At 43.8% G+C, this 23,556-nt stretch carries 14 protein-coding genes; 4 read left to right on the top strand and 10 right to left on the bottom strand.

What is annotated here, in order from left to right:
• The first annotated feature begins 18 nt into the window (after nucleotides 1–18).
• Nucleotides 19–3,156, top strand: a complete 3,138-nt coding sequence (locus IOD06_RS09590; RefSeq protein ID WP_194620706.1) for an ATP-binding protein — start codon at nucleotides 19–21, stop codon at nucleotides 3,154–3,156.
• Nucleotides 3,157–3,256: 100 nt separating this feature from the next.
• On the opposite strand, the gene purL is transcribed toward IOD06_RS09590, so the two are convergent.
• Nucleotides 3,257–7,264 carry a phosphoribosylformylglycinamidine synthase gene (gene purL, locus IOD06_RS09585; protein WP_194620705.1) on the bottom strand — a complete coding sequence of 1,336 codons (4,008 nt, stop codon included), beginning with the start codon at nucleotides 7,262–7,264 and terminating at the stop codon, nucleotides 3,257–3,259.
• Between the two features lie 456 nt (nucleotides 7,265–7,720).
• Between purL and IOD06_RS09580 the strand changes: the two genes are divergently transcribed.
• A complete protein-coding gene (locus IOD06_RS09580) occupies nucleotides 7,721–8,215 on the top strand; it encodes a pyridoxamine 5'-phosphate oxidase family protein (RefSeq protein ID WP_189583168.1) in 495 nt (164 codons plus the stop codon).
• Between the two features lie 107 nt (nucleotides 8,216–8,322).
• Here the strand turns inward: IOD06_RS09580 and pgsA are convergent, their stop codons facing one another.
• The 9 genes from pgsA to IOD06_RS09535 form a co-directional block, all read right to left on the bottom strand.
• Entirely contained in the window at nucleotides 8,323–9,003 is a 681-nt protein-coding gene (gene pgsA, locus IOD06_RS09575) for a CDP-diacylglycerol--glycerol-3-phosphate 3-phosphatidyltransferase (protein WP_189583172.1), read from the bottom strand.
• Nucleotides 9,004–9,732: 729 nt separating this feature from the next.
• Nucleotides 9,733–10,905: an NAD(P)/FAD-dependent oxidoreductase gene (locus IOD06_RS09570; protein ID WP_194620704.1), complete on the bottom strand. Its 1,173-nt coding sequence runs from the start codon at nucleotides 10,903–10,905 to the stop codon at nucleotides 9,733–9,735.
• Between the two features lie 313 nt (nucleotides 10,906–11,218).
• Nucleotides 11,219–13,189 carry an acetate--CoA ligase gene (gene acs / locus IOD06_RS09565; RefSeq protein ID WP_194620703.1) on the bottom strand — a complete coding sequence of 657 codons (1,971 nt, stop codon included), beginning with the start codon at nucleotides 13,187–13,189 and terminating at the stop codon, nucleotides 11,219–11,221.
• Nucleotides 13,190–13,580: 391 nt separating this feature from the next.
• Complete coding sequence (locus IOD06_RS09560) at nucleotides 13,581–14,810, bottom strand: ABC transporter substrate-binding protein (protein ID WP_194620702.1); 1,230 nt, start codon at nucleotides 14,808–14,810, stop codon at nucleotides 13,581–13,583.
• Between the two features lie 137 nt (nucleotides 14,811–14,947).
• On the bottom strand, nucleotides 14,948–16,927 hold the full coding sequence (locus IOD06_RS09555) for a long-chain fatty acid--CoA ligase (RefSeq protein ID WP_194620701.1): 1,980 nt from the start codon (nucleotides 16,925–16,927) through the stop codon (nucleotides 14,948–14,950).
• Between the two features lie 5 nt (nucleotides 16,928–16,932).
• Nucleotides 16,933–17,727, bottom strand: a complete 795-nt coding sequence (locus tag IOD06_RS09550) for an ABC transporter ATP-binding protein (protein WP_037032897.1) — start codon at nucleotides 17,725–17,727, stop codon at nucleotides 16,933–16,935.
• 47 nt (nucleotides 17,728–17,774) lie between these two features.
• Nucleotides 17,775–18,542, bottom strand: coding sequence for an ABC transporter ATP-binding protein (locus tag IOD06_RS09545; RefSeq protein WP_010196014.1), 768 nt, complete (start codon nucleotides 18,540–18,542; stop codon nucleotides 17,775–17,777).
• Complete coding sequence (locus IOD06_RS09540; RefSeq protein ID WP_194620700.1) at nucleotides 18,539–19,636, bottom strand: branched-chain amino acid ABC transporter permease; 1,098 nt, start codon at nucleotides 19,634–19,636, stop codon at nucleotides 18,539–18,541. The genes IOD06_RS09545 and IOD06_RS09540 overlap by 4 nt, the downstream gene beginning before the upstream one ends.
• Nucleotides 19,637–19,685: 49 nt before the next feature.
• Nucleotides 19,686–20,564, bottom strand: a complete 879-nt coding sequence (locus IOD06_RS09535; protein WP_189583195.1) for a branched-chain amino acid ABC transporter permease — start codon at nucleotides 20,562–20,564, stop codon at nucleotides 19,686–19,688.
• Between the two features lie 363 nt (nucleotides 20,565–20,927).
• Between IOD06_RS09535 and IOD06_RS09530 the strand changes: the two genes are divergently transcribed.
• Together IOD06_RS09530 and IOD06_RS09525 are read left to right on the top strand one after the other, a co-directional pair.
• A complete protein-coding gene (locus tag IOD06_RS09530) occupies nucleotides 20,928–22,241 on the top strand; it encodes an NAD(P)/FAD-dependent oxidoreductase (protein ID WP_194620699.1) in 1,314 nt (437 codons plus the stop codon).
• 168 nt (nucleotides 22,242–22,409) lie between these two features.
• Complete coding sequence (locus IOD06_RS09525) at nucleotides 22,410–23,411, top strand: pirin family protein (protein ID WP_194620698.1); 1,002 nt, start codon at nucleotides 22,410–22,412, stop codon at nucleotides 23,409–23,411.
• The last annotated feature ends 145 nt before the right edge of the window (nucleotides 23,412–23,556 follow it).

Here is a 23,556-nt window from a genome sequence, read left to right as displayed (position 1 = left end):
AATTAAAAAGGACTTACCATGAGCGCAGGATTAATCAAACATCTAAAGCAAAAAACCGAAGAAGACAGCAATACGAGAATATTGATGTCGCAATGGGAGTTTGATGAAAAGCTTGTTGGTAAATCACTTGAAAATGTGGGTAGTTACTATCCGCACTTTAGTAGTCATAACGAATCGCACTCGCAGCAAATACTCGTCAATATCGAGCGTCTACTTGGTAACAACATTGAAAAGCTGACCGCAACAGACACATGGTTAATCTTGGAAGCTGCTTATTGGCATGATATCGGTATGTTATTCAATGCTGATGAAGTTCAAAAAGTCTTTGAAGAAGATGACTTCAAAGAATATGTCGAAAGTTTAGCTAATGACAATACGCAAGACTTACATGAGTTTGCCAAAGTGTGGCACGAAGATGGCTGGAATAAAGCACTTGTTAATCATTCAGACCCACATACAGGCGTCGAAAAATACCGTCAAATGATTGCTGAGTGGTATCGCCGTGGTCATGCCAAAAACTCAAATTCAGTAGTCTTAGACCCCTTTGAAAAACTTGGTATTAGCTCTCCTCGCACCGAACTTCTCCCGAAACGTATCTATCGTTATCTTGGTCAAATATGCTGGGCGCATGGGCTTGGTTTTGACGATTACGTGATGAAAACATTACCTTTTCGACAAACGGGCATGGGTACAGAAAATTGCCACCCTCGTTTTGTCGCTTGCTTGCTACGTTTAGGAGACTTATTTGATATCGATGACAACCGCTTTTGCCCAGTCATGGCAAGACAAGTCGGCAATATGCCATCGTTTAGTGAAACGCATAAGCATAAGCATCAAGCCATTCGTGAGTTTCAGCTAGATAATGAGACGGTAAGCATAACAGCTATTTGTAGTACGGAAATGGCATATATTGAATGTCGTAACTGGTTTGATTGGATCCGTGAAGAAATTCAAAATCAAATGTCACAGTGGAAAAACATCGTGCCTAGTCGTGATTTTGGTCTGCTTCCAACTATCAATAAGCTTGACGTTGAAATGGATGACTCAAAAATCTTACTCAACAATAAGCCAATGAAATTTTCATTGGATGAACGCAGTGCTATTGAATTGCTACAGGGTAATAACTTATACAAAGACGATATGAGTATCTATCGAGAGCTGATTCAAAATGCCATTGACGCAACGATGATTCGTGTTTGGTTAGAACATGGAATAGAAAAGTCTCAAGAACCTTTACCGCCTAAGGCTAATCCATATGATGAAAGCACTCGCAAAATATTTGAAAAATACCCTATTGAGTTAGACTGTAGAAAAGTAGCCGATAATGAGGCTTCGACGCTTTGGGAGTTTAGTATTGAAGATAATGGTGTAGGTATCTCTCGCAAAGATCTTGAATACATGCAAAAAATTGCCGGCTCAAAGAAAAATATAGAGAAACAAAAAATTATTCGTCAAATGCCAGAGTGGATGCGGCCTTCAGGTGAGTTTGGTATTGGTCTTCATAGTGCATTTTTACTAATGAAAGACTTACCAACAGAGCAACAGAAAATTACTATCTTTACCAAAAGTCGAATGACTCACGAAAGTTTCAAAATAGAGTTAAATTCTCCTTTATCTGGAAAGTCGGGTTACTGTTTCATTGAGGAAGTTGATGATTTAAAAAAGTATGGAACCAAATTAGTAATTCAAGAAACTATAAGTAGCGAAATAGTACTAGATACTAATAATGATGAGATTGACTTAAAAAAAATAATTAGTAACTCATCTCACTCTAAACCTGTTTCATATCTTGCTCTTTATAGATTATTAAAAATATCAAATATAATAACCAATCCTATTATCTCATTCAATTTATCTGAACGACTTAGTACATTAAATTTAGAAAAATACTCATTTTTGACTAACCAAATTAAAAATAATGGATTTTATTGGGATGATAAAAATAATTTAGGTTTAAAAATAATTTTTCAGGATGCAGCAGGTTTTATGAGTAGGGAATCTATTAACGATAATAATATTATATCAAACAGTAATCTTAATTTATTTTATAGAGGTCAATGTATTGAGTATAAGAATATGAATAAATATGATTTAAACTTACTCAACAATATAAATAATCTTAATAATTTCGGCTTAATTGTAGATATATATAGTTCAAAATCCTCATATTTTCTAAATTTAAATAGAGATAAAATAAAAAACGAAAATGTAATAATTAATTATATAGAAAATTCTATAAGTAATTTTTTCGATTCAAATAATAATACTCAGATACTATTAAGCATGCTTGACTTCGATGAAGTTAAAACGTCTACCTTGCTTTTTCTTATAGGATCTAAATATATGGAGTCAGAATTATGGATGAATTTTAAGCCTCATTTGAATTATAGTTTTTCTGAAATTTTAGATTTTGATGCTTTTACATTAGACTTTTCTAATGAGGAATTTTGGGATAACAGAGTGCAAGTATGCATAAATGTTTATATAAATGTTATTGAAGGTTATCTTTTTGAAAATTTTCTCAAAAATAATATTCTGAGAGATGTTATTATTAGTAAAGGTTTTGAGCCTTACTTATTCGATTTTGAAGGTGATTTTGAGTATTATAAAAATCACTCATTAAGAATCATTAATTATTCAGATATAGTTTTTTCTAAAAAAGATATATCCAGTAAATACTTTAACAAACTAAACTGGAGCGATTTAAATAAGTCAAATCATAAACATACGACATTAGAAAATCTTATCTTTAACTCTCATAACTGGACTAATGAATCGATATTTTCTGATAAGTCTCATAGCTATCTTTCTTACTCTATTAATAATATAGATTTGAAGCCTTTAAAGGAATCCACGATTACTAGCCTTTTGTCTCAATATAGAAATAAAACTGAAAATGATTTATTTATTAATCCATATATTTTTTATGAAAACACCATATTAGAGGTGGAAAATAGAATACTATATAATATATACGAACCTTTTATAAAAATCCCTAAAAATTCTTTTGAAAATCTATGGAATGACATCAAAGGACAGATTATCGAGATATCTAAAGAATCCCACCCTGATTGGTATGAAGCCTATTTGCGTGGAAAAGATTCTAAAAAAATCGACTTGGATCCTCTTGATAACCTTTATAAACCAACGTCATAGCTCAATAATATTAATTAATAAAACTCTTTACTTGTAAAACCCCAAACACAAAAAAGGTGAGCATTACGCCCACCTTTGTTATTACCTAAAACAACTTAGCCTATCTAAACCAAGCACGAGCGTTACGGAACATACGCATCCACGCACCGTCCTCATCCCACTCTTCTGGTTTCCAGCTGTGGTTATAAGCTTTTAGATTACGCTCAGGATGCGGCATCATGATAGTGACGCGACCATCAGTGCTACACAGACCCGTGACACCGCCGACCGAACCGTTTGGATTGAGCGGATACGTCTCGGTTGGATGACCTTGGCTATCGACATAACGCATGGCGAGCTGACCGTGGTTTGCCATACCGTCGATTTCGGTATTGTCTAGCGTGGCATAGCCTTCACCATGCGCCACCGCGATTGGCAAGATGCTGTCTTGCATACCTTTGAACAGAATTGACTTGGTACGCTCGATTTTGACATTGACGGTACGCCCTTCAAAACGCGCTGATTTATTAGCGATGAAGCGTGGGAAGTTTTCTGCACCTGGGATTAGGTCTTTTAACTGAGCCATCATCTGACAACCGTTACAGACACCTAGTGAGAAGGTATCAGGACGGGCAAAGAAGCGGACAAACTGCATGCGTAGCTCGTCATGGAACAAGATAGAGTTCGCCCAGCCAGAGCCTGCGCCGAGTACGTCACCATAACTAAAGCCACCACACGCGACCAAACCGTCGAAGTCACGTAGATTGATGCGACCACTGAGTAGATCGCTCATGTGCACGTCGACCGCTTCAAAGCCCGCTTGCGTAAAGCCTGCTGCCATCTCCGTCTGACCGTTGACACCTTGCTCACGCAAGATAGCGACTCTTGGCTTATTCTCACGACTGGCTAAATATGGCTCTTCCACTTTTTGATTGAGATCAAAGTTTGGCGCAGCGATCAGGCCTTTATGGCTAGCGTCGCTAATCAAGTCATACTCTTGCTGTACGCACGCTGGGTTATCACGGCGACGCGCGATTTGATAGCTGACCTGAGTCCACGCTTGCTGCAATTCAGTACGGCTGAAGCGTAAAGTGTCGGCACCCATGAGCGTTGGCGTTTGGATAAGTAAGCTGTCTTCTTCCGAGCTTTGACCAACAAGGCTCAGCATATCACTAACGTTAAACTCTTCTGCCAATTGCATTAGCGCCGCGACGTTTTCTGGTAATACTTGGATGACCGCACCCAACTCTTCACTGAACAGCTGACCGAGTAAGTTATCATCGGTCAATGACAGCTTGATACCTTGACGGCTAGTGAACTGCATCTCAGCGATAGTCGCTAATAGACCGCCATCACCGATATCGTGATAGGCGCTGATGACGCCTTGCGCGTTGCCCGCTTGGATAAAGTTAAAGAAGTCGACCAAGTCGCTTGGCTGCGCCAAATCTGGGCAGTCGTTACCTAATTGGCTAAGCGTTTGCGCAAGGATTGAACCGCCTAGACGCAATTTGCCTTTAGATAAGTCAATACGGTAGAACGCGCTGTCACCATTGATTAGCTCAGGAGTTAGCGTTTTTGCCACGTCAACCACAGGGGCAAATGCGGTAATCACCAAGCTCATTGGTGACACGACTGATTTATCCGTCTCACCTGCTTCACTGCTGTCTGTCCAATTGGCACGCATAGATAGCGAGTCTTTACCGACTGGGATCGCGATACCCAATGCTGGGCATAGCTCTTCACCGACTGTGTATACAGCGTCAAACAATGCAGCATCTTCTGCATCATCACCACATGCTGCCATCCAGTTCGCTGACATCGTGATATCGGACAACTGAGCAATGCGCGCACCAGCGATGTTGGTAATTGCTTCACCAATTGCAAGTCGTGCTGATGCTTGTGGGCTGATTAGCGCAACTGGTGTACGCTCACCGATACTCATCGCTTCGCCACTCATCACCTGACCATCTAGCGCGATCAAGCCTGACGCCGTCACAGCACAATCCGATACAGGCACTTGATAGCGACCCACATACTGATCACGCACGACCATACCCGTGATAGAACGGTCACCAATGCTGATCAAGAATGACTTGCTAGCGACGGTTGGATGACGCAAGACGTCTTTGATTGACTCAGCTAAATTGACTTCATTTAAATCTAATGCAGGTAAGCTTGTGTCATGACGCTCAAAGCTACGCTTCATCTTCGGCGTGCCACCTAGCAATACTTGCATCGGCATATCGACAGGTTGGTCTTCTAGCAACTCGTCATTAACAACCAATTGACGGACATCTGTGGCTGTTCCCAAGATGGCATACGGGCAACGCTCACGCGCACAGATCGCATCGAATTGGGCTTCGCTTTCTGGGCGAATCGCGAGGACATAACGCTCTTGCGCTTCGTTTGACCAGATGGCCATTGGCGACATGCCAGCTTCTAGCGATGGAATTTTACGCAGATTCAGTACCGCGCCCATTTCATGGTCATTGACCAATTCTGGCATTGCATTAGAGATACCGCCCGCGCCCACATCATGCAATGACACGATAGGGTTGCCGTCTTTGCCATTGTTGCTTACATCGACATCATTACCGGCTAGTGCCCAGCAGCGGTCCATCACTTCTTGGCAACGACGCTCCATCTCAGCATTGTCACGCTGAACTGAGGCAAAGTCTAAGCCTTCATCAAGTGAACCACTATCAACCGAAGATGCCGCACCACCGCCCAGACCAATCTGCATCGCAGGGCCACCAAGGACGATCAATAAATCACCTTGTTGAATGGCATTTTTTTCAATGAGGTTGCGTTTGATATTGCCGTACCCACCTGCCAGCATGATTGGCTTGTGATAGCCGCGCATCTCGCTGCCGTCTTTTGCCGCTGAGGTATCAAGCTGAAAACTACGGAAATAACCGCATAGGTTAGGACGACCAAACTCGTTTGAGAAGTTAGCTGAACCCAATGGTGCTTCAGTCATAATCTCCAGACTGGTTGCCATACGATCTGGCGTGCCATAAGCCTGAGTGCTCAACTGGCCTGACTGCTCCCATTTCTCAGCGAGCTCTGGGATATGTAAGTGTGATACGTGGAAGCCTGTCAAACCTGCTTTTGGCTTACCACCGCGACCAGTCGCGCCTTCATCACGAATCTCACCACCAGCACCTGTCGCTGCACCAGCATACGGAGCGATAGCCGTTGGATGGTTATGCGTTTCGACTTTCATCAGAATGTCGATTGCTTCTTGATGGAAGTCATAAGGATGGGCAGAGTTTGCATCCATCGCATCAGTCGGAATTGGGTAAAAACGCATACCGTCAGACCCTGCCATCACCGCAGCGTTGTCTTTATAGGCAGACAAGATACCTTGTGGATTAGACTGGTAAGTATTTTTAATCATTTGGAACAGTGACTTTGGCTGTACTTCGCCATCAACTGTCCACTCAGCGTTAAAAATCTTATGACGGCAATGCTCTGAGTTTGCCTGTGCAAACATCATCAGCTCAACGTCAGTAGGATTACGCTTTAGCTCATTGACATAAGCATTCATCAAATAATCAATATCTTCACTTGATAATGCAAAACCAAACTGGGTATTGGCAGACTCTAATGCTGACTGACCTTGTCCGATGACATCAATATGATTCAATGACGCTGGCTGCTCATCATCAAACAATTTGTTCAAATCATTTAAATCATAGACCAAGCTCTGCGTCATACGGTCAAACAATAATTGCTCAGCGGCAGTAGATAGTTTGTTGTCAGTTGCGCCAACTTCACCATCGATTGTTAAGGTATAAACAACCACACGCTCAACACGATTGATTTCAATTTCACAGTTATTAAAAATATCAGTCGCTTTACTTGCCCATGGCGAAATCGTGCCAAAACGTGGACCAACGATGACTTGTATCTGATTAACTTGTGGGTCCGCGAGCACTGTCGCACTGTCAACAGCGAGTAGGTCTAACGCCTTTTTATGTTCATCACCTTCGAGCTTGCGTGATAGCACATACACTTGCTGGGTACTTATTTGACTGACATTGAGCTCGGTTTTTTGCTGGAACTGACTGATGAGTTGCTGCGTCTGAAAATCGGTAAGAAACGGTTGTCCGGCGATGGTCATCATAAAGGCATAATCCGTAAGATCAAGGCATCTCTGCCATGCTAAGTAAATGGTCTGCGTATTATAACAAGAAGCCCTGTAATAAGCAGGTCTAAACCAAGATAAATTGCCGATAGGTTGCGCTCTTCTGCTATCAGATATTTACAGAATAGCAAGCTTGCGCTAAGGCCTAATCGCTACCCTTTCAACTTTGTACTGGATAATCAGACAGCAAAAATACACAGCGTCACAATTTTTACCTAACCCTCATACTCCTTACAAACACTCACATCGCATTACTGGTCGCCTATATAAATGTATGGGTACAACTCGGTATTCTAGTTCCAGTTGTTAGGACGGTGATTGTTTTTGATATTTCAAATACGCTTTGTCCGAATAAAAATTACTACTAATAAGAATTCAACTACCTAAGCATTATCATATCAATATCTAAATATTTTAAAGAAAAGGAAATCAACTATGAGCAGACAAGACCATATCGATAAAGTACAAGCACTGGTAAAAGAAGTGAAATTTGCCATGATGACCACTCGCACTCATGAAGGCCATCTACATGCCTGCCCAATGACTACCAGTGAGACGAGCATCGGCGCAAAAGAGATTTGGTTCATCGGTGACAAGAGCACTGAAACCGTCAGCGATATCCAGAAAGACCCACAAGTGAACTTGGCCTATGTCAGCCAAGATGCAAAAGACTATGTCTCAATCAACGGTAAAGCAGAGTTGGTAGAAGACCAAGAGAAACTCGATGAGCTATGGTCGCCAATCTACAATGCATTCTATGAGCAAGGCAAAGAAGATCCAAACGTCCAGCTAATCAAAGTCGTACCACATGGTGCTGAATATTGGTTAAGCGGTAGCTCAGTCGTCAATATGTTTAAGATGACCACCGCTGCTGTAATGGATGGCAAAAAAGCAACTAACTTGGGTGAAAACAACTCAGTGACGCTATAAGAAATAGTTATCTAAAAGAAAATAGCAAAACACAAAAACGCCAGTGGCTAATGCGACTGGCGTTTTTTTTGTCTAACATTTATGTTTTTGATACTAAGGTTATGAACTTAACCGCTTTGCTTTAGGTATGGCCAAGCGGCTTTTAAATAAATCATCATAGACCACAACGTCAGTATCACAGCAGCGACCATCAATACATAGCCAATCATTTCGAGCGATTCCCAGTTGAGTAGTAACACCGTGATAGCCACCATCTGAAAGGTCGTTTTTAGCTTGCCGACATAGGACACGGCGACACTGGTACTTTTACCCAATTCTGCCATCCACTCACGCAGCGCTGATACCGCGATTTCACGCGAGATAATCACAATCGCTGCTATCGCCATAATGATGTTGGGATGCCACTGAACCAATATAATCAACGCAGCGGCGACCATGAGCTTGTCCGCAACGGGATCTAAAAAACGCCCAAACGCCGACATAACATTGAGCTTCCGCGCAAAGTAGCCATCCAACCAGTCGGTAATCGCCGCGATAATAAACACGCCAGTCAGTAACAAGTGACGCAATAGACTGTCGCTGAATTCACTCATGCCAACTCGGGCAATTACGTTATCTGAAATGGCTGGCATCCCGATACCCATGGCTGGTGGCCAATAGGCAATCGCCACAAACAGCGGAATCATTAGGATACGCGCGATAGTAAGGTTATTGGGCAAGTTAAAAATACTTTTGGTATTTTGTGTACTTGACGGCTCCTGCGTATGCACTTGCGTATTCTCAGTCATGGCAAACCCAGTTTAATAGAGACATAATAATGGCGGATAGCTTAGCATTTTTCCAGCACGTCGTCATGCCATCTCTTGATGTATTGTTTTACTGCTCGTACTCAAAGACAGCCATTACTTTTATCTCAATACATCAATCTTGACTATCCACTGCTGAAATAGTGATAGCGCTGTCTATTTTATAACACACTCACACGTCGTAAACACCTGCAATTTGATAAACCAAATTTCTCGTTCAGCAATAATTGCTCAACGCATAGCAAGGGATGATGATACCGAGAAACGTAATGTCATGTAACTGAAATAACCAAATGAGAACTATTTGCGCTATGATAGCGAAGGTAATAAAACAGTTGTACACTTAAAGTTGTAAGCAAATATATACACTCATTGAATTATCCATTATTACCCTAATCTTAGTTAAACAATAGCAAAGAAAACCAATAATAATAAGTCATCATCACTGCCCTGTAGTCAATCTACACGATCAGTTTTCCTCAGCCCACAGCACCTCCTCTGTGGGCTCTTTTTTTGCCTGTAAATCCTTGGTATAGCCAAAAAGGCTATGAATAACGTCGTTACGTTAGCCTTTTTACTTTTCAACTTAAAAAGGTGCTAAGAATCGTAAAATGAAGAAACAAGCAAGACGATTGAAAGCACGACAAATAGTAGGCTAAATGAGCCTGACACCGTATTTAATTGATATAGAATTGACGATATCCTGCTTATTTATGGTGTGAATTGTTTGATTGCCTGAACCGTTTCTACTGCCATTTGATAGCAACTTTCTATGTTGCCCTGTCCGCACCAGTCACCACTGACAATCCATTGATGTTGTGGATCGACCAAGATACCCAGTGCCTCGTTATTATCGACAATCGTTGCTGCATAACGCCAGCGATGGCAGTCTACTTGGCGTGGTGCTGTCTCATCATCCCAATGCAGCGCGTGCTGCGCGGCTTGCAATAACTGCTCTGTTATGGTGTCGATGTCGTCATCGACATGCGTCTCTGACCAGTCGTTACGCGCATGAATGGTGACACTGGGCAGCAAATCATTATGAGCAGGCTTTTGATGCTCGATGAATATTCTGTCTAATGGTGAATTATTTACGTAAGCCACATCCCATTTTGATGGTGTTTGACTGATCAATGTTGCAGGTAATGATTGCACCTCACCCCAGCCTAACATTAAGGTATAACATGCCTGCATCTTTGGCTTGGTGATGTTGGCTGACTCCGTAAAGCCGCTCTCTGCCATCAGCTCTAGTGCTTGACCATTTGGCGTGGTACAAATCACCCAATCAAAGCAGCCCAGACTATTGCCAGACTCATCGAAAAGCTCAGTCTTGTCATCAGTTTGGTTTTGAGGATATTGCGCAAGGGGTGCGACGCGAGTTTTGAATTTTATATTGGTATGTTGCAAATCTTCGGCTAATGCGCGCCCCCAACTGGTCATTTTTGGCGTACTGATGTAGCGAGCTTGCGTCGTACTCCATTGATCTTTGTGCTGTATATCAGGTGACTGAGTGTTGCCATTAGCGGGTGTTAACGCAACCACCTCAGCACACCATGGCTGTAACAAATCAGTATCAAGCCAAGGTGCAATAAACTGCTGAAAGCTAGGCGTTTTTGCGGTAAAAAACTGCGCCCCAAATGCCCATTGCCAATTTTTACCAGTCTGACCATCGGTACGATAACGGGTAGCTAAGCGCCCCACACTGCGCGATTTTTCAAAAACGGTTATTTGCGGTATAGAGGATTGGTCTGTGCTTTTAGTGGCTGTGCTCTGAATAAAGGCACGCTCTAGTAATGTGGCGGTCAACAATCCTGTCAAACCACCACCGATGATGGCTATTTTTGGGAGAGATTCATCAGTTGAGAGTAAAGTGTGATCAGTCATAATGACAGTAGACCTTATAAATTATTGGATAAAAAAAGACTTATATTCAAAATATCCCAAAACTAGTCAAAATACCCCAAGAACGCTACGATAACGCTGATGTATCAATATTACTTTGTACTGACTATATAACAATGGCAGGGATATTTTGAATAATATGTCTATCAATCATATTTAACCTTTGAAAGGCTTCAATATCAATATTATCTCCGTAAAAAAGCCATGCTATTCTCGATAACATGGCTTTTATTTAGCGGTGATAGACGAACGAGAAAAACTGGCTCTCAACAACTCTTTTAACAATATAGCCCTATTAACCAGCCTTCTCTGCGCGACCAGCTTTGACCACATCGACCAGCTGATTGATCACTGAGCTGTCTGCAAGCGTAGACAAATCACCCAATCCAACATACTGTCCCGCCGCAAGGTTACGCAAAATACGGCGCATGATTTTTCCTGAGCGCGTCTTTGGTAGCGCATCAACCATATAGATGGCATCTAAAGTGGCAATTGGGCCAATTTCAGTGCGCACATGACGTTTTAGCTCAGCTTTGAGTGCGTCTGTTTTTTCTTCACCAGATTTCAGGATGATAAAAGCGCAGATACCTGTACCGCGAATCTCATGCGGCATGCCGACGATAGCGGCCTCAGCAGTAGCAGGATGAGCGACCACCGCGCTCTCAATCTCCGCAGTGCCCAAACGATGTCCGGCAACGTTGAGTACATCATCGACGCGGCCTGTGATCCAATAATGGCCATCTTCATCACGCTGGGCACCATCACCGGTGAAGTAAAAGCCTGGGTAATCACTAAAGTAGGTCTTCAAAAAGCGTGCGTGGTCATTATAAATGGTACGCATTTGCCCCGGCCAGCTACTATTAATCGCCAGATTACCTTCTGCAGCGCCTTCTAGTACCGCACCATCACCATCGATAATCTCTGGTTTGATACCGTATAGTGGCGTCATCGCTGCGCCTGGCTTAAGATCAACCGTGCCTGGAATAGGTGCCATCAAAATACCGCCAGTTTCGGTTTGCCACCACGTATCGACGATTGGACATTTGCCATCACCAACGACATTGTAGTACCAGTCCCATGCTTCTGGATTGATAGGCTCTCCAACCGAACCAAGTAAGCGTAGGCTTGAACGATCTGATTCTCGTACAAAAGCATCACCCTCTTTCATCATCGCGCGAATCGCTGTCGGTGCGGTGTATAAAATCGTAATGTCGTGCTTGTCGACGATATGACCGATGCGCGCCCACGTTGGATATTCTGGCACACCCTCGAACATGACTGTCGTTGTGCCATTGGCAAGCGGTGCATAAGTTGAGTATGTGTGACCAGTAATCCAGCCCACATCTGCCGTACACCAATACACATCGTCTTCTTTGATATCAAAAACATCACGAAAGGTAGAGAGTGCATAGGTGATATAGCCGCCAGTGGTATGCAGTACGCCTTTGGGCTTACCTGTAGAGCCGGAGGTGTATAATAAAAACAGCGGATCTTCGGCATTCATGACTTCAGGCTCGCAGTGCTCTGATTCACCGTCTATCAGGTTGTGATACCAGACATCACGGTGACCGCTCATCGGTATGGCACTACCCGTGCGATGGACGACGATGACTTTTTCTACACTGTCCGTGCCATCTATATCTAACGCGTGATCGACATTGGCTTTGAGCGGTGTATGCTTGCCACCACGTAGGCCTTCATCAGCAGTAATGACGACTTTTGAGCGGCTATCGATTAGGCGATTGCCCAAGCTCTCCGCAGAGAACCCACCAAAGACCACTGAATGCACCGCGCCAATACGCGCACATGCCAGCATCGCTATCATGGCTTCTGGTATCATCGGCATATATAGCGTGACGCGATCGCCTTTTTCGACCCCAAGCTTACGCAATGCATTGCCTAGACGGCAGACTGATTCATATAGCTCTTTAAAAGAGATGATTTTATGTAGTGAGGGATGATCGCCCTCCCATATAATGGCGGGCTTGTAAGGGCTTTTTTTCATATGTCGATCAAGGCAATTGACGGAGATATTCAGTTCACCATCTTCAAACCACTTAATACGGAAATCATCTAGATCATAATTGACGTTGCTGATTTTGGTGGGTTTTTTGATCCAATCGATTAGCTCAGCACGCTTCGCCCAAAAAGCATCACTTGTCTCAGTTGATTCGATAGAGTGTTCGTAGTCTTTGAGGTACTGCTCAGGCGTGGTATTGGCAGCAGCCATGAAGTCGGCGGCGATAGGAAATGATTTCTGGGTCATAGTGTTCATCCTTTTTAATTATTATGACCTATATAAATAATCGTCTATAACGACCATCTATACGGGCAACAAGAGTCATCTTCCATAATGTGTGACACTTAATGATAGTTTGACAAATAAGCGCAACGGTTGCAAGGCATCAACAGTCAATCATAACAATTTCGCTGTACATCTGTATACTTAGGCACAGATAGTCTAGTCCTTATAAAGCGACTAATTTGTCATTCTAGTTAATTTTTATTATCGGTAGCTAGTGGCTTATTTTGTATTAAGTACGAATTTTAAACTTATAAAACAGTTAAAATATAAAACACAACGTTTATAAACGATACAAGCCATACTTATGTATGGCTTGTTGCTATCAAAATTTCACTAAATGAATAATATGTACTTATTTGAGCTGTTTAACGGTTTTCCATGCACCGCTTTGTACTTGCGATAAGTAAACATCGTTAAAGGCAACATGGCTCTCAGGAGTAATAGCAATAGTAGATCCTGTGATGCCATCTACAAAACTAACGGTTTCCATACCGGTATTAAAAGTATCGGCATTTAAATCTTTGCCTGCAGCTTTTAGTCCTTCAACAGTGATTCTGGCTGAAGTATAACCAAGGATAGCACCTGCTGATACATCTTCCCCTGTGACTTTTTTATACTTTTCAATAAAGGCTTTGGTCTCAGGCTCGTTCGCTCTCAAAGCCAAATCGTTATAGTAAGAAACCGCATATAGACCTTCACTAGCGCCACCTGGTGCCTCGGCAACTGCGGGATGAAAACCCGTTGCAGGAGCGATGAATTTCACGTCAGTCCAACCCATAGCGTTCGCTGTCCCTACCGCAGTAATAGCGCCGCGTATCGTAAGAGATAGACCGATTAACTCGCAATTGGCTTCTTTTAATTTGGCGATTGCACCAGCAAAGTCTGTTTCATCAGGACGATGTGAGCTGGCCTGAACTAGCGTGACATTAGGATTATTATCGCTGATATCCTTAGCCGCCTCATTGGTCTCTTCACCATAGTCTGAGGGGATATACATGACGCATAAATTTTTAATATTGTTTTCGGCAATCAAATATTCCATACCCATTTTCATGGAGTCGTAATAAGTACTACCCATCGTATAACGGCGATTGAAAGCCCCTTCTTCTTGCATTGGCTTTGCAAAAGTGATCGGCATAATATTAGGGACATTGGCGCGATCCATAATAGGGAAACTCGCTAAGTTATGCGGCGTACCAAGCGACATCAGCATACCAAATACTTTATCGCGGCTAACGAGCTTATTAGCAGCCTGTACCGCCTTGGGTACTTGATAAGAATGATCCTCGACGACGTAACGAATCATGCGACCGTTGACGCCGCCTGCCGCATTTACCTCATCGAAATACATATTGGCACCCGCTACCGCAGGATTACCGAATCCTGCAAACGGACCTGATAGATCATTCGCACCGCCCAATAGAATCTCGGTATCCGTAACACCTTGCACTGGCATATCACTCGTTGAAGCGGTTTCAGTATCTGTACCAGCTGCTGCGGGCGTTTCTGAATTGCTACACCCTACTAAACCTATCGTACCGACAGATAGTGCCAGTAGCGTCGTCTTGAATGTCCATTTCATTGCCTTTCTCCTTGCGACTTCAGTCGCTGTTAGTTTGATGCTTTCAAGGTTGATACTTTTGAGATTAATACTATCAAGGTTGAGATAACGTCAAAAAATCTGAACGGTGCTAAGCTGAACTTTGATAAAGAGCTAGATCAGTACATAGAGTCGATAAGAGCGTGATGCTTTTTCTCAACCAAACTTCTTTTCAATTTCATGGTCGCAGTCAATTCGTCATCTTCAGGACTGAGCAGCACATCAATAAGCCTGAAGTGCTTGATGGTTTCCACCTGAGCTAACGTCTGATTGGTAGACTGTATGACCTCATCTATCAAGGCGATGACTTCTGGCGCATGACACAGCGAGCGAAAATCTGAGAACATCACCTGATTGTCTTGCGCATACTTTTCGACATTCTCCTGATCTATCATAATCAGGCAGCTCAGATATTTGCGTCTGTCGCCGATGATGACGGCGTCTGAGATATAAGGCGAGAATTTAAGCTTGCTCTCAATCGCAGCGGGTGTGACGTTTTTGCCACCTGCGGTGATAATGATGTCCTTGATGCGGCCGGTAATGAATATATAGCCCTCTTTTATCTCGCCGACATCGCCAGTATGTAGCCAGCCATCCCGTAAATCCTCAGCGGTTTTTTCGGGCTTGTTCCAGTAACCTGCAAATACGTTCGCCCCTTTTACGAGTATCTCACCGTTGTCGGCAATACGGACTTCAGAATCGGGTAATGCCTTACCTACGCTACCAGCCATCTGTGCTTCAGGCGTATTGACTGATATCACGCCTGCGCTTTCAGTCATGCCATAGCCTTCATAGATAGGCACGCCTATCGCATGAAACCAGCGGATAATATCTAGCGATATGGGCGCGGCCCCAGTGGTGGCACGGCGAATATTACTCATGCCTATCAGGTCACGAATTTTATGTAGCACCAGCTTGTTCCAAAACTCGTAACGCAGTCGTTGACCTGTCGTGGGCGTATTGCCTGCCATCACAATATCAGCATGGTCATGACCTGCTTTTATGGCCTGATCAAATGCCCAGCCATTAAGCGCACTGGCATCACTACGCATATTGCTGATGGAGGCGTACATTTTTTCCCACAGTCTAGGCACGGCGGTAAAGGTATCAGGCGAGACTTCTTTCATATTCTCAAATACCGTCTCTGTGCTCTCAGCAAAGTTGACGATGCAGCCCCTATGGATAGGTAGATCCACTGATGTTAGGCGCTCAAGCACATGACATAATGGCAGAAAACACAGCTGCTCATCGGTGGGCAATATAGGGAGGATATCAATGCTTGTTTTTAGCTCAAAGAGGACATTAGCATGCGTTAAAATCGCGCCTTTTGGATTGCCTGTCGTGCCAGAAGTATAGATTAAGGTGCGTATATCGTTCGCTGTACCTTGATCGATATAATCGCCAAAACGCTCTCTTACGTTTTCAATAGTCCGACCGATCGTATATAGATCATCTAAGAACATAACCTGATCATCATCTAGGCTACGCAAACCTTTACGCTCAAAGACAATGACTTTTTTAATGTTAGGCGTTTGTTCACGAATCTCTAAAAACTTATGCAATTGCTCATCGTTTTCTACGATCAGAAACTTAGAGTGGCTATCACTTAATATATAGGCAAGCTGCTCGGGACTGTCGGTCGTATAGACACCGTTGGGTATCCCGCCGACAGCGCAAATACCCATATCACAATAGAGCCATTCTTTATTGTCTTCGCTCAAGATAGAGACAGTATCGCCTTTACTCAGACCAAGCTCGACGAGTGCCATGCCGATATCACAGCCATGATGATAATAGTCTAGCCAACTGTAACTCTGCCAAATACCAAAGCTCTTTTCGCGATGAGCAATCTTGTCGCCTCGGCTCAAGCAAACCTGTCGCCAGAGTTTGCTTAACGTATCGCACCCTTCTAGGATTTGGGGCGGATGATCGAAAGGCGCATTGCGTATCTGTTGGCTAGTATCATCATTATTGTGGTTAGCATAGTCGTGAGAAGATACGGGCGTGGCAGATGTAGCCCTCGTGACCGTATCATCCGTAGCATCCGCAGGAGAAAGTGAAGGTTTGTTTTCAGTATGAACATCAATGGAGGTCGTCATGATTATTATCGCCAAGTCTTTTTGCGTTTCCACCGAGTGGCTTCCGCAGTGTTGTCTTTGGTTTGTCCCAAATAGAACTCTTTAATATCATCAGAGTGCATCAGTTTGTCCGCTGAGCCTGCCATGACAATACGCCCTGTCTCTAACACATAACCGTAATCCGCTGCTGCCAAGGCAACTCTGGCGTTTTGTTCAACCAGTAGAATCGTAACGCCTTGCTCTTTATTTAATCTGCGAATGATCGCAAATATCTCCTGTACCAATAAGGGAGACAGTCCAAGAGACGGCTCATCGAGCAGCATAAGAGAGGGTCGTGACATTAGCCCGCGACCAATAGCTAACATCTGCTGCTGACCACCAGACATCGTGCCCGCTGCTTGTGTACGGCGATCTTTTAGGATGGGAAAATACTCATATATCATCTCGACATCGCGCTGTATCTCAGACTTGTCACGCCGAGTATAAGCGCCCATCGCCAAGTTTTCGGCGACATTCAAAAAGGGAAATACCTCGCGCCCTTCGGGTACGTGCGACAAGCCTTTCTTCACCAGCCGATCAGGTTCAGTGCCATCGATACGCTCACCATGGAACCACACTGCTCCTTTGCGAGGATTGATAACCCCCGAGATAGTCTTCATTAACGTCGTCTTGCCTGCACCATTCGCCCCCAAAATAGTGACGACTTTACCTTCGGGCACTTCTAGGCTCACGCCTCTCAATGCCATAACCGGACCGTAAGCGGATTCTAGATTTCGCACTTCAAGCACGTTGTTTTTTACTTCAGAGTCGACCAAATTCATTTCAGTAGCCGGCGCGGCAGAGGATAGTGATTTTTTAATAGCTGACATTACACACTCTCCTGTCCAAGATAGGCTTCAATAACCTGTGGATTGGCTTGCACCTCAGCTGCCGTGCCCTGAGCCAAAAACTTACCTTCAGCGACGGCCAATACTCGATCTGACACCCGATTCACAAGACTCATGTCATGCTCTACCATCAAGATAGTCAGGCCAAGATCCTTTTGCATGTCTTCGATCCACCACGCCATCTCAGACGTCTCCTCTACGCTCAGACCAGAGGCAGGCTCATCAAGTAAAATAAGCTTGGGGTTAGCAGCTAACGCGCGAGCAATCTCGACCACCTTTCTAATGCCGTAAGGCAAACCTGCGATCAGCTTATCTCGATAAGGGGCTAACTCTAGAAAATCTATAATTTTCTCAACTTGTAGACGATGCTCGCGCTCGCTACGGCGCACTTTTGGCAAAAACAGCAAGTCCTGTATCCACGACGTATTGCGCTGCGAATGGCGACCGATAAGCAGATTCTGTAACACGCTTGAGTGATCAAACAACTCGATGTTTTGAAACGTACGGGCAATACCCAGTTTTGCGATATCGTGAGCGGGTAGCTTGGTAATATCAGTCCCATCAAAAGTAATACGACCACTAAGCGGCTCGTACAGGCGACTTATTAAGTTAAAAATCGTGGATTTACCAGCACCATTAGGTCCTACGATAGTGAATACCTCACCCTCGTTTACCTCAAAGCTAATGTTATCAACGGCTTTGACGCCACCAAACGCAATAGATAAGGAGTCAACTTTTAATAAGCTCATCGCATACGCTCCGTTTTAAGATAAGTTTTAGAACGGCGAAATAGTCCTTTTCGATACAACGGAAACATCTGAAACCAAGTCCGTATCTTTATCCAAATACCGTATATACCACGTGGCTCATAGATGATCATGATGACAATGACTAAAGCAAATAGCGCCGTATCAATACCAGGGATACTGGTGATATTAGAGCCCGTACTTTGACCAATGACATCGCCTAAGATAGCTATCACTTGTGGCAATAGGACAACGACAATAGCACCAAAAAACGCGCCATGTATCGAGCCTAAACCGCCGATGACAATCTGCAATAGTATGGTTATGGAGATAATAACGGTGAAGCTTTCATAATTGACCGCTTGCACAAAATGCCCGTACATAGCGCCGCCAATAGCGGTAATCGCACAAGATATGCTAAAAGCGAGCGTTTTGGCTTGTGGTACATTGACGCCAAGCGCGCGGGCGGAGACTTCACTGTCTCTGATGGCTAAGAACGAACGCCCTGTGCCGCTCCTGAGCAAATTGATATACCCTAAGGTCACCAACACTACTAGCGCAAGGCACAAGTAATAAAAGGCCTTTGGCGTGATGTAGCGATCGATGGTGTAGCCAAATAGATTAATAGGAGAAGCAAAGGTACCAGAGATACCGCCAGTAATAGGCTCAGCCACGATAGCGATGTCTTCGACGATAATACTAAGCGCCAAGGTCGCGATGGCTAAATAGATACCGCTGGTTCTCAAGATAGGTCTGGCAATGATAGCGCCGATAACTCCAGTAATGAGCGCGCAGGCAATCAAAGCAGGGAAAAAATTCCAACCTCGAGCCATCAGTGCCATATGGCTAAAGGCACCGATAGCCATAAAGGCGGCGTGACCTAAGCTGACTTGTCCGGTGTGACCCGTCAAGAGCATCAGACCCAGTCCAGAGATAGACCAGATCAATATGGCACTGAGCTCACTAATATAATAGTTACTCAGCAGCCAAGGTGCCATTAAGAGGAGTAAGAGGAGTACGCCATACTTTATGAGTTGGCGCTTGTCATCGAAGATATTGATATCTTGATCGTAACTGTGTTTAAACTGGGCTTTCATGGGCAGTACTCATCCTTGAAATATTTTAGTCATCCTTGACTCAAAACTTCTATACTTTTTTCTGTTTGACCTGAGAAAAAATACCGCCTGGACGTACGATTAGTACGATCAACATAACCACATAAGGCGCAATTTGACTTAGGCCTAGCGGTAGATAGCGACCAGCAAATGGCTCTATCACCCCTACTAACAATCCACCTGCAAGCGCCCCCGGTAAGGAACCTAACCCACCGATTACCGCAGCGGCAAAAGCCTTGATACCAAATAGTAGTCCGACAGAAGGTTCGATCGCGCCTTTGGCGGCAAATAGTATGCCAGCAAGTGCAGCAACCACCCCTGATAACGCCCAAACGATACCGTTGACGCGCTTAACGGGAATACCCATATAATAGGCGGCCATTTGGTTTTGGCTACTGGCTTGCATCGCAATACCAAGCCGCGTGTGGGCAAAAAAGAAGTATAAAATGGAGGTTAATGCGATAGTAGATATGATGATAATGATGTCGACATAAGCAATGCTAAGCGAGCCTAATGCCATCATCTTGCCTGAGAATGGTGTCTGTAGTGAGACTGGACTATGTCCCCAGATAACACCAGCGACAAAGCGCATTAAGAATCCGAGCGAGATGGTAAGGATGACCATCGCAAATTGCGGTTGACCAAAGATACCACGTAGGACAAAGCGATCAAGTAAGTAGCCAAATGCGCCCATGATAATAGCCGCAAAGGTGATACCTAATAAGAAAGGAAAGTTTGCCTGATCGGCATTAATGAAAGATATGCCTAAAAAGGCACCGAGCATAAGCATGTCGCCTTGGGCAAAGTTCACTGCCTCTGAGGCTTTGTAAATGAGCACAAAACCCAGCGCTAACAGCCCATATATACAGCCATTAGCAATCCCGCTAATGAGCAGTTGTAGGATATCCATAAAGTCCCTTTTGTCTTAGCATTGTCATCCGTGACAATGTTTAAATAAGCCGTTCAATCGGCTGGCTTTTTAACTCAACTACTTTTGAAGAAATTCATTTCCTTCAAATAAAAACGACTAAAATTCTAATAGGTAACAAAAGTGGCAGCAATAGGTGCGAATAACATTCATATTTTTACATTATACCAATCATCAATTGTTGTCTATAGAAAAAGTAAAGTTATTCAATGATTTATAGCAAGCAGACTAAAGCTATCTATATTACTCACCTAAAAACACTTCCATTATTGCCATGGTATAATTGAGATACTTTATATCGTTTATCCAAACCTATTATCTTAACCTACCCTATAAGTCATTATCATGAGCCAAATGCAAAACCAAGCGGCACCCGTTAAGTCAAACAGCCAATACGATGTCATCATCATCGGTGCAGGCGCTTCAGGGTTATACTGTGCGCTCACTGCGGGTCGCCGTGGTCGCCGCGTGCTGGTATTAGACCATGCCAATAAAGCTGGCAAAAAAATCCTCATGTCGGGTGGTGGACGCTGTAACTTTACCAATTACTTTGTAGAGCCTGAGCACTTCATTGGTGCCAATCAACATTTCTGTAAGTCAGCCTTGAGTCGTTATCCGAGTTGGGAATTTATTGGTATGGTGGAGGCGCACAAAATTGCTTACCACGAACGTGAGCATGGTCAGCTGTTTTGTGATGACTCTGCACAAGATATTTTGACCATGCTGCTGGATGAATGTAGCGCGGTAGGTGTGCAAGTGAAGCTGAATGCGCAGGTTGAAAGCATTCAAGCCATCGAAAATGATAAAAATGCCCGATTTGAATTACTGACAACCAAGCAACTCAGCAAAAAAGAAAAGCAAGAGAGAAAAGAATCAGGCAATCAAACTAAGCTGCCGCAAACAGGCTACCGCTGTGAATCTTTAGTGGTGGCGACTGGCGGGCTGTCTATCCCAACGATGGGCGCTAGTGGCTTGGGTTATGAATTGGCGCAGCAGTTCGGGCATACGCTTGTCGCAACCGATGCCAGTCTCGTGCCTTTTACTTTCACCGATAAAACGGGCGAGCTTATCCGTGCTTTGGCAGGTATTAGTCTGCCAGTGATTGCCAGTAATGAGCGCATCTCCTTTAAACTGCCTGTGTTGTTTACCCATCGCGGACTCTCAGGTCCTGCTATGCTACAGCTTTCAAACTACTGGCAAATTGGCGAAACCATCAGCATTAATTTACTACCAAATATCGATATGACAATGCTACTTTTGGCGCATAAAAAATCGCATCCCAGACAGCTCATTCGTACCGTTTTGGCTGATTATACCGATAGCGCATTACCCAAGAAGCTATTGGCAGCGCTGCAAACGCACTTGTGGGATGACATCAAAGACACAGAGCTGGCCAATATTAAGGACGAGCGTCTGACTGAACTTGGTACGACGGTCAATGGCTGGCAGCTTAAGCCGTCTGGTACCGAAGGATATCGTACCGCGGAAGTGACGCGCGGCGGTGTCAAAACAAATGAAGTCTCGTCAAAAACCATGCAAAGCAACTTTCAGGACGGCCTATACTTTATCGGAGAAGTATTGGATGTCACAGGTTGGCTCGGTGGCTACAACTTCCAGTGGGCGTGGGCCAGTGGCTTTGTCTGCGGCGAAGTGGTTTAATAGAAGTGGATTTTATATAGGGTCTATTGATAAGTTTAAAAATAGACCCTAAATAGACCCCAAATAGACAGTTATCGTCTGGGGACGTGTCAATCCGTTGTATATACGATTGACTGTGATGACCATCATTATAATAGTAAATATAAACACGGGCTTGCGAGGTGAACAATGCGTGCAATTAAACATATTCATGGTGACAAAGCACCGCATTGGGTCGGTGACGGTTTTTATGTGAAAACCTTAGTCAATCATCTTGAGGATGATCCCAATTTTAATTATAGCCACACTGACCCCTTTTTATTATTGGATTATGGCAAGCCCACGACCTTTGCTCCAAACCCCAATTATGAAGCGCAGCCTCATGGTGTCGGACAGCATCCACACAAAGGCTTCGAGACCGTGACCATCGCTTACTCTGGTGAAATCAGTCACAGGGACTCAACTGGCGGTAACGGCATCATCTTCGAAGGTGATGTGCAATGGATGACTGCAGGGCGCGGTATCTTACATGAAGAGTTTCATTCGCAAGGTTTTGGACAGCGCGGTGGCGTCTTTAGTATGGTGCAAATGTGGTTAAACCTACCAAGCGCCCATAAGCTGACTGAGCCAAAATATCAGTCCATCAGACGGACTGATATACCGATTGTTGAATTGCTAGATGATAGTGAAGCGGCTCAAACAACCATTGGTAAAGTGGCTATTATCGCTGGTGAGTGGCAAGATACAACTGGAGCAGCCGATACCTTTACACCCATTAATTTATGGGATATCGAGCTGCATGCAGCAGGATCGACGACGCTACAGGTGTCAAACAGCCATAATGTTTTATTATTGGTACAAGAAGGCGAGCTACTCGTCAATGACACCCCTATCGCAGCGGGTCAACTGATTCAGTTTGTAGCACCTACCAAAAGCACTATAAACTCACAAGCTATAGATTCACAAACGGAGCAGTCTGCCTCATTTATTACCGATGCTACTGATACTATTCAGCTGACTTATCCAGCAACATCTAATACTGAAAAAACGGTAGCGCCAGTTCGACTATTGATCTTGAGCGGCGAACCCATTGGCGAACCTATCGCCAGTTATGGGCCGTTTGTCATGAATACTCAGGCCGAACTAAAACAAACTTTTCGCGATTATCAAACAGGTAATTTTGGTAAATAATGGGGTCTGTTGAATAGTATAAAATCCATAAGAAATGAACACAGTAAACGTTCAAATTATTGACAATAAAAAAGCCACCTCACTATTGATAGTAAGGTGGCTTTTTAATGGATATACTTTTTAGGGATATTTATCGGCTTAGCAT

Origin of the sequence: Psychrobacter sp. N25K4-3-2, assembly GCF_015351755.1 — a bacterium.
GTDB lineage: Bacteria > Pseudomonadota > Gammaproteobacteria > Pseudomonadales > Moraxellaceae > Psychrobacter > Psychrobacter glaciei.
This window is presented reverse-complemented; position numbering and strand designations above follow the sequence as displayed.

What these genes read in the sequence shown, in the direction of transcription:
- pgsA (WP_189583172.1), bottom strand. Translation starts at nt 9,003, where the DNA reads ATGACTGAGAATACGCAAGTGCATACGCAGGAGCCGTCAAGTACACAA.
- IOD06_RS09530 (WP_194620699.1), top strand. Translation starts at nt 20,928, where the DNA reads ATGAGCCAAATGCAAAACCAAGCGGCACCCGTTAAGTCAAACAGCCAA.
- IOD06_RS09540 (WP_194620700.1), bottom strand. Translation starts at nt 19,636, where the DNA reads ATGAAAGCCCAGTTTAAACACAGTTACGATCAAGATATCAATATCTTC.
- IOD06_RS09550 (WP_037032897.1), bottom strand. Translation starts at nt 17,727, where the DNA reads ATGAATTTGGTCGACTCTGAAGTAAAAAACAACGTGCTTGAAGTGCGA.
- IOD06_RS09555 (WP_194620701.1), bottom strand. Translation starts at nt 16,927, where the DNA reads ATGACGACCTCCATTGATGTTCATACTGAAAACAAACCTTCACTTTCT.
- IOD06_RS09570 (WP_194620704.1), bottom strand. Translation starts at nt 10,905, where the DNA reads ATGACTGATCACACTTTACTCTCAACTGATGAATCTCTCCCAAAAATA.
- IOD06_RS09580 (WP_189583168.1), top strand. Translation starts at nt 7,721, where the DNA reads ATGAGCAGACAAGACCATATCGATAAAGTACAAGCACTGGTAAAAGAA.
- IOD06_RS09525 (WP_194620698.1), top strand. Translation starts at nt 22,410, where the DNA reads ATGCGTGCAATTAAACATATTCATGGTGACAAAGCACCGCATTGGGTC.
- purL (WP_194620705.1), bottom strand. Translation starts at nt 7,264, where the DNA reads ATGATGACCATCGCCGGACAACCGTTTCTTACCGATTTTCAGACGCAG.
- IOD06_RS09535 (WP_189583195.1), bottom strand. Translation starts at nt 20,564, where the DNA reads ATGGATATCCTACAACTGCTCATTAGCGGGATTGCTAATGGCTGTATA.
- acs (WP_194620703.1), bottom strand. Translation starts at nt 13,189, where the DNA reads ATGACCCAGAAATCATTTCCTATCGCCGCCGACTTCATGGCTGCTGCC.
- IOD06_RS09590 (WP_194620706.1), top strand. Translation starts at nt 19, where the DNA reads ATGAGCGCAGGATTAATCAAACATCTAAAGCAAAAAACCGAAGAAGAC.
- IOD06_RS09545 (WP_010196014.1), bottom strand. Translation starts at nt 18,542, where the DNA reads ATGAGCTTATTAAAAGTTGACTCCTTATCTATTGCGTTTGGTGGCGTC.
- IOD06_RS09560 (WP_194620702.1), bottom strand. Translation starts at nt 14,810, where the DNA reads ATGAAATGGACATTCAAGACGACGCTACTGGCACTATCTGTCGGTACG.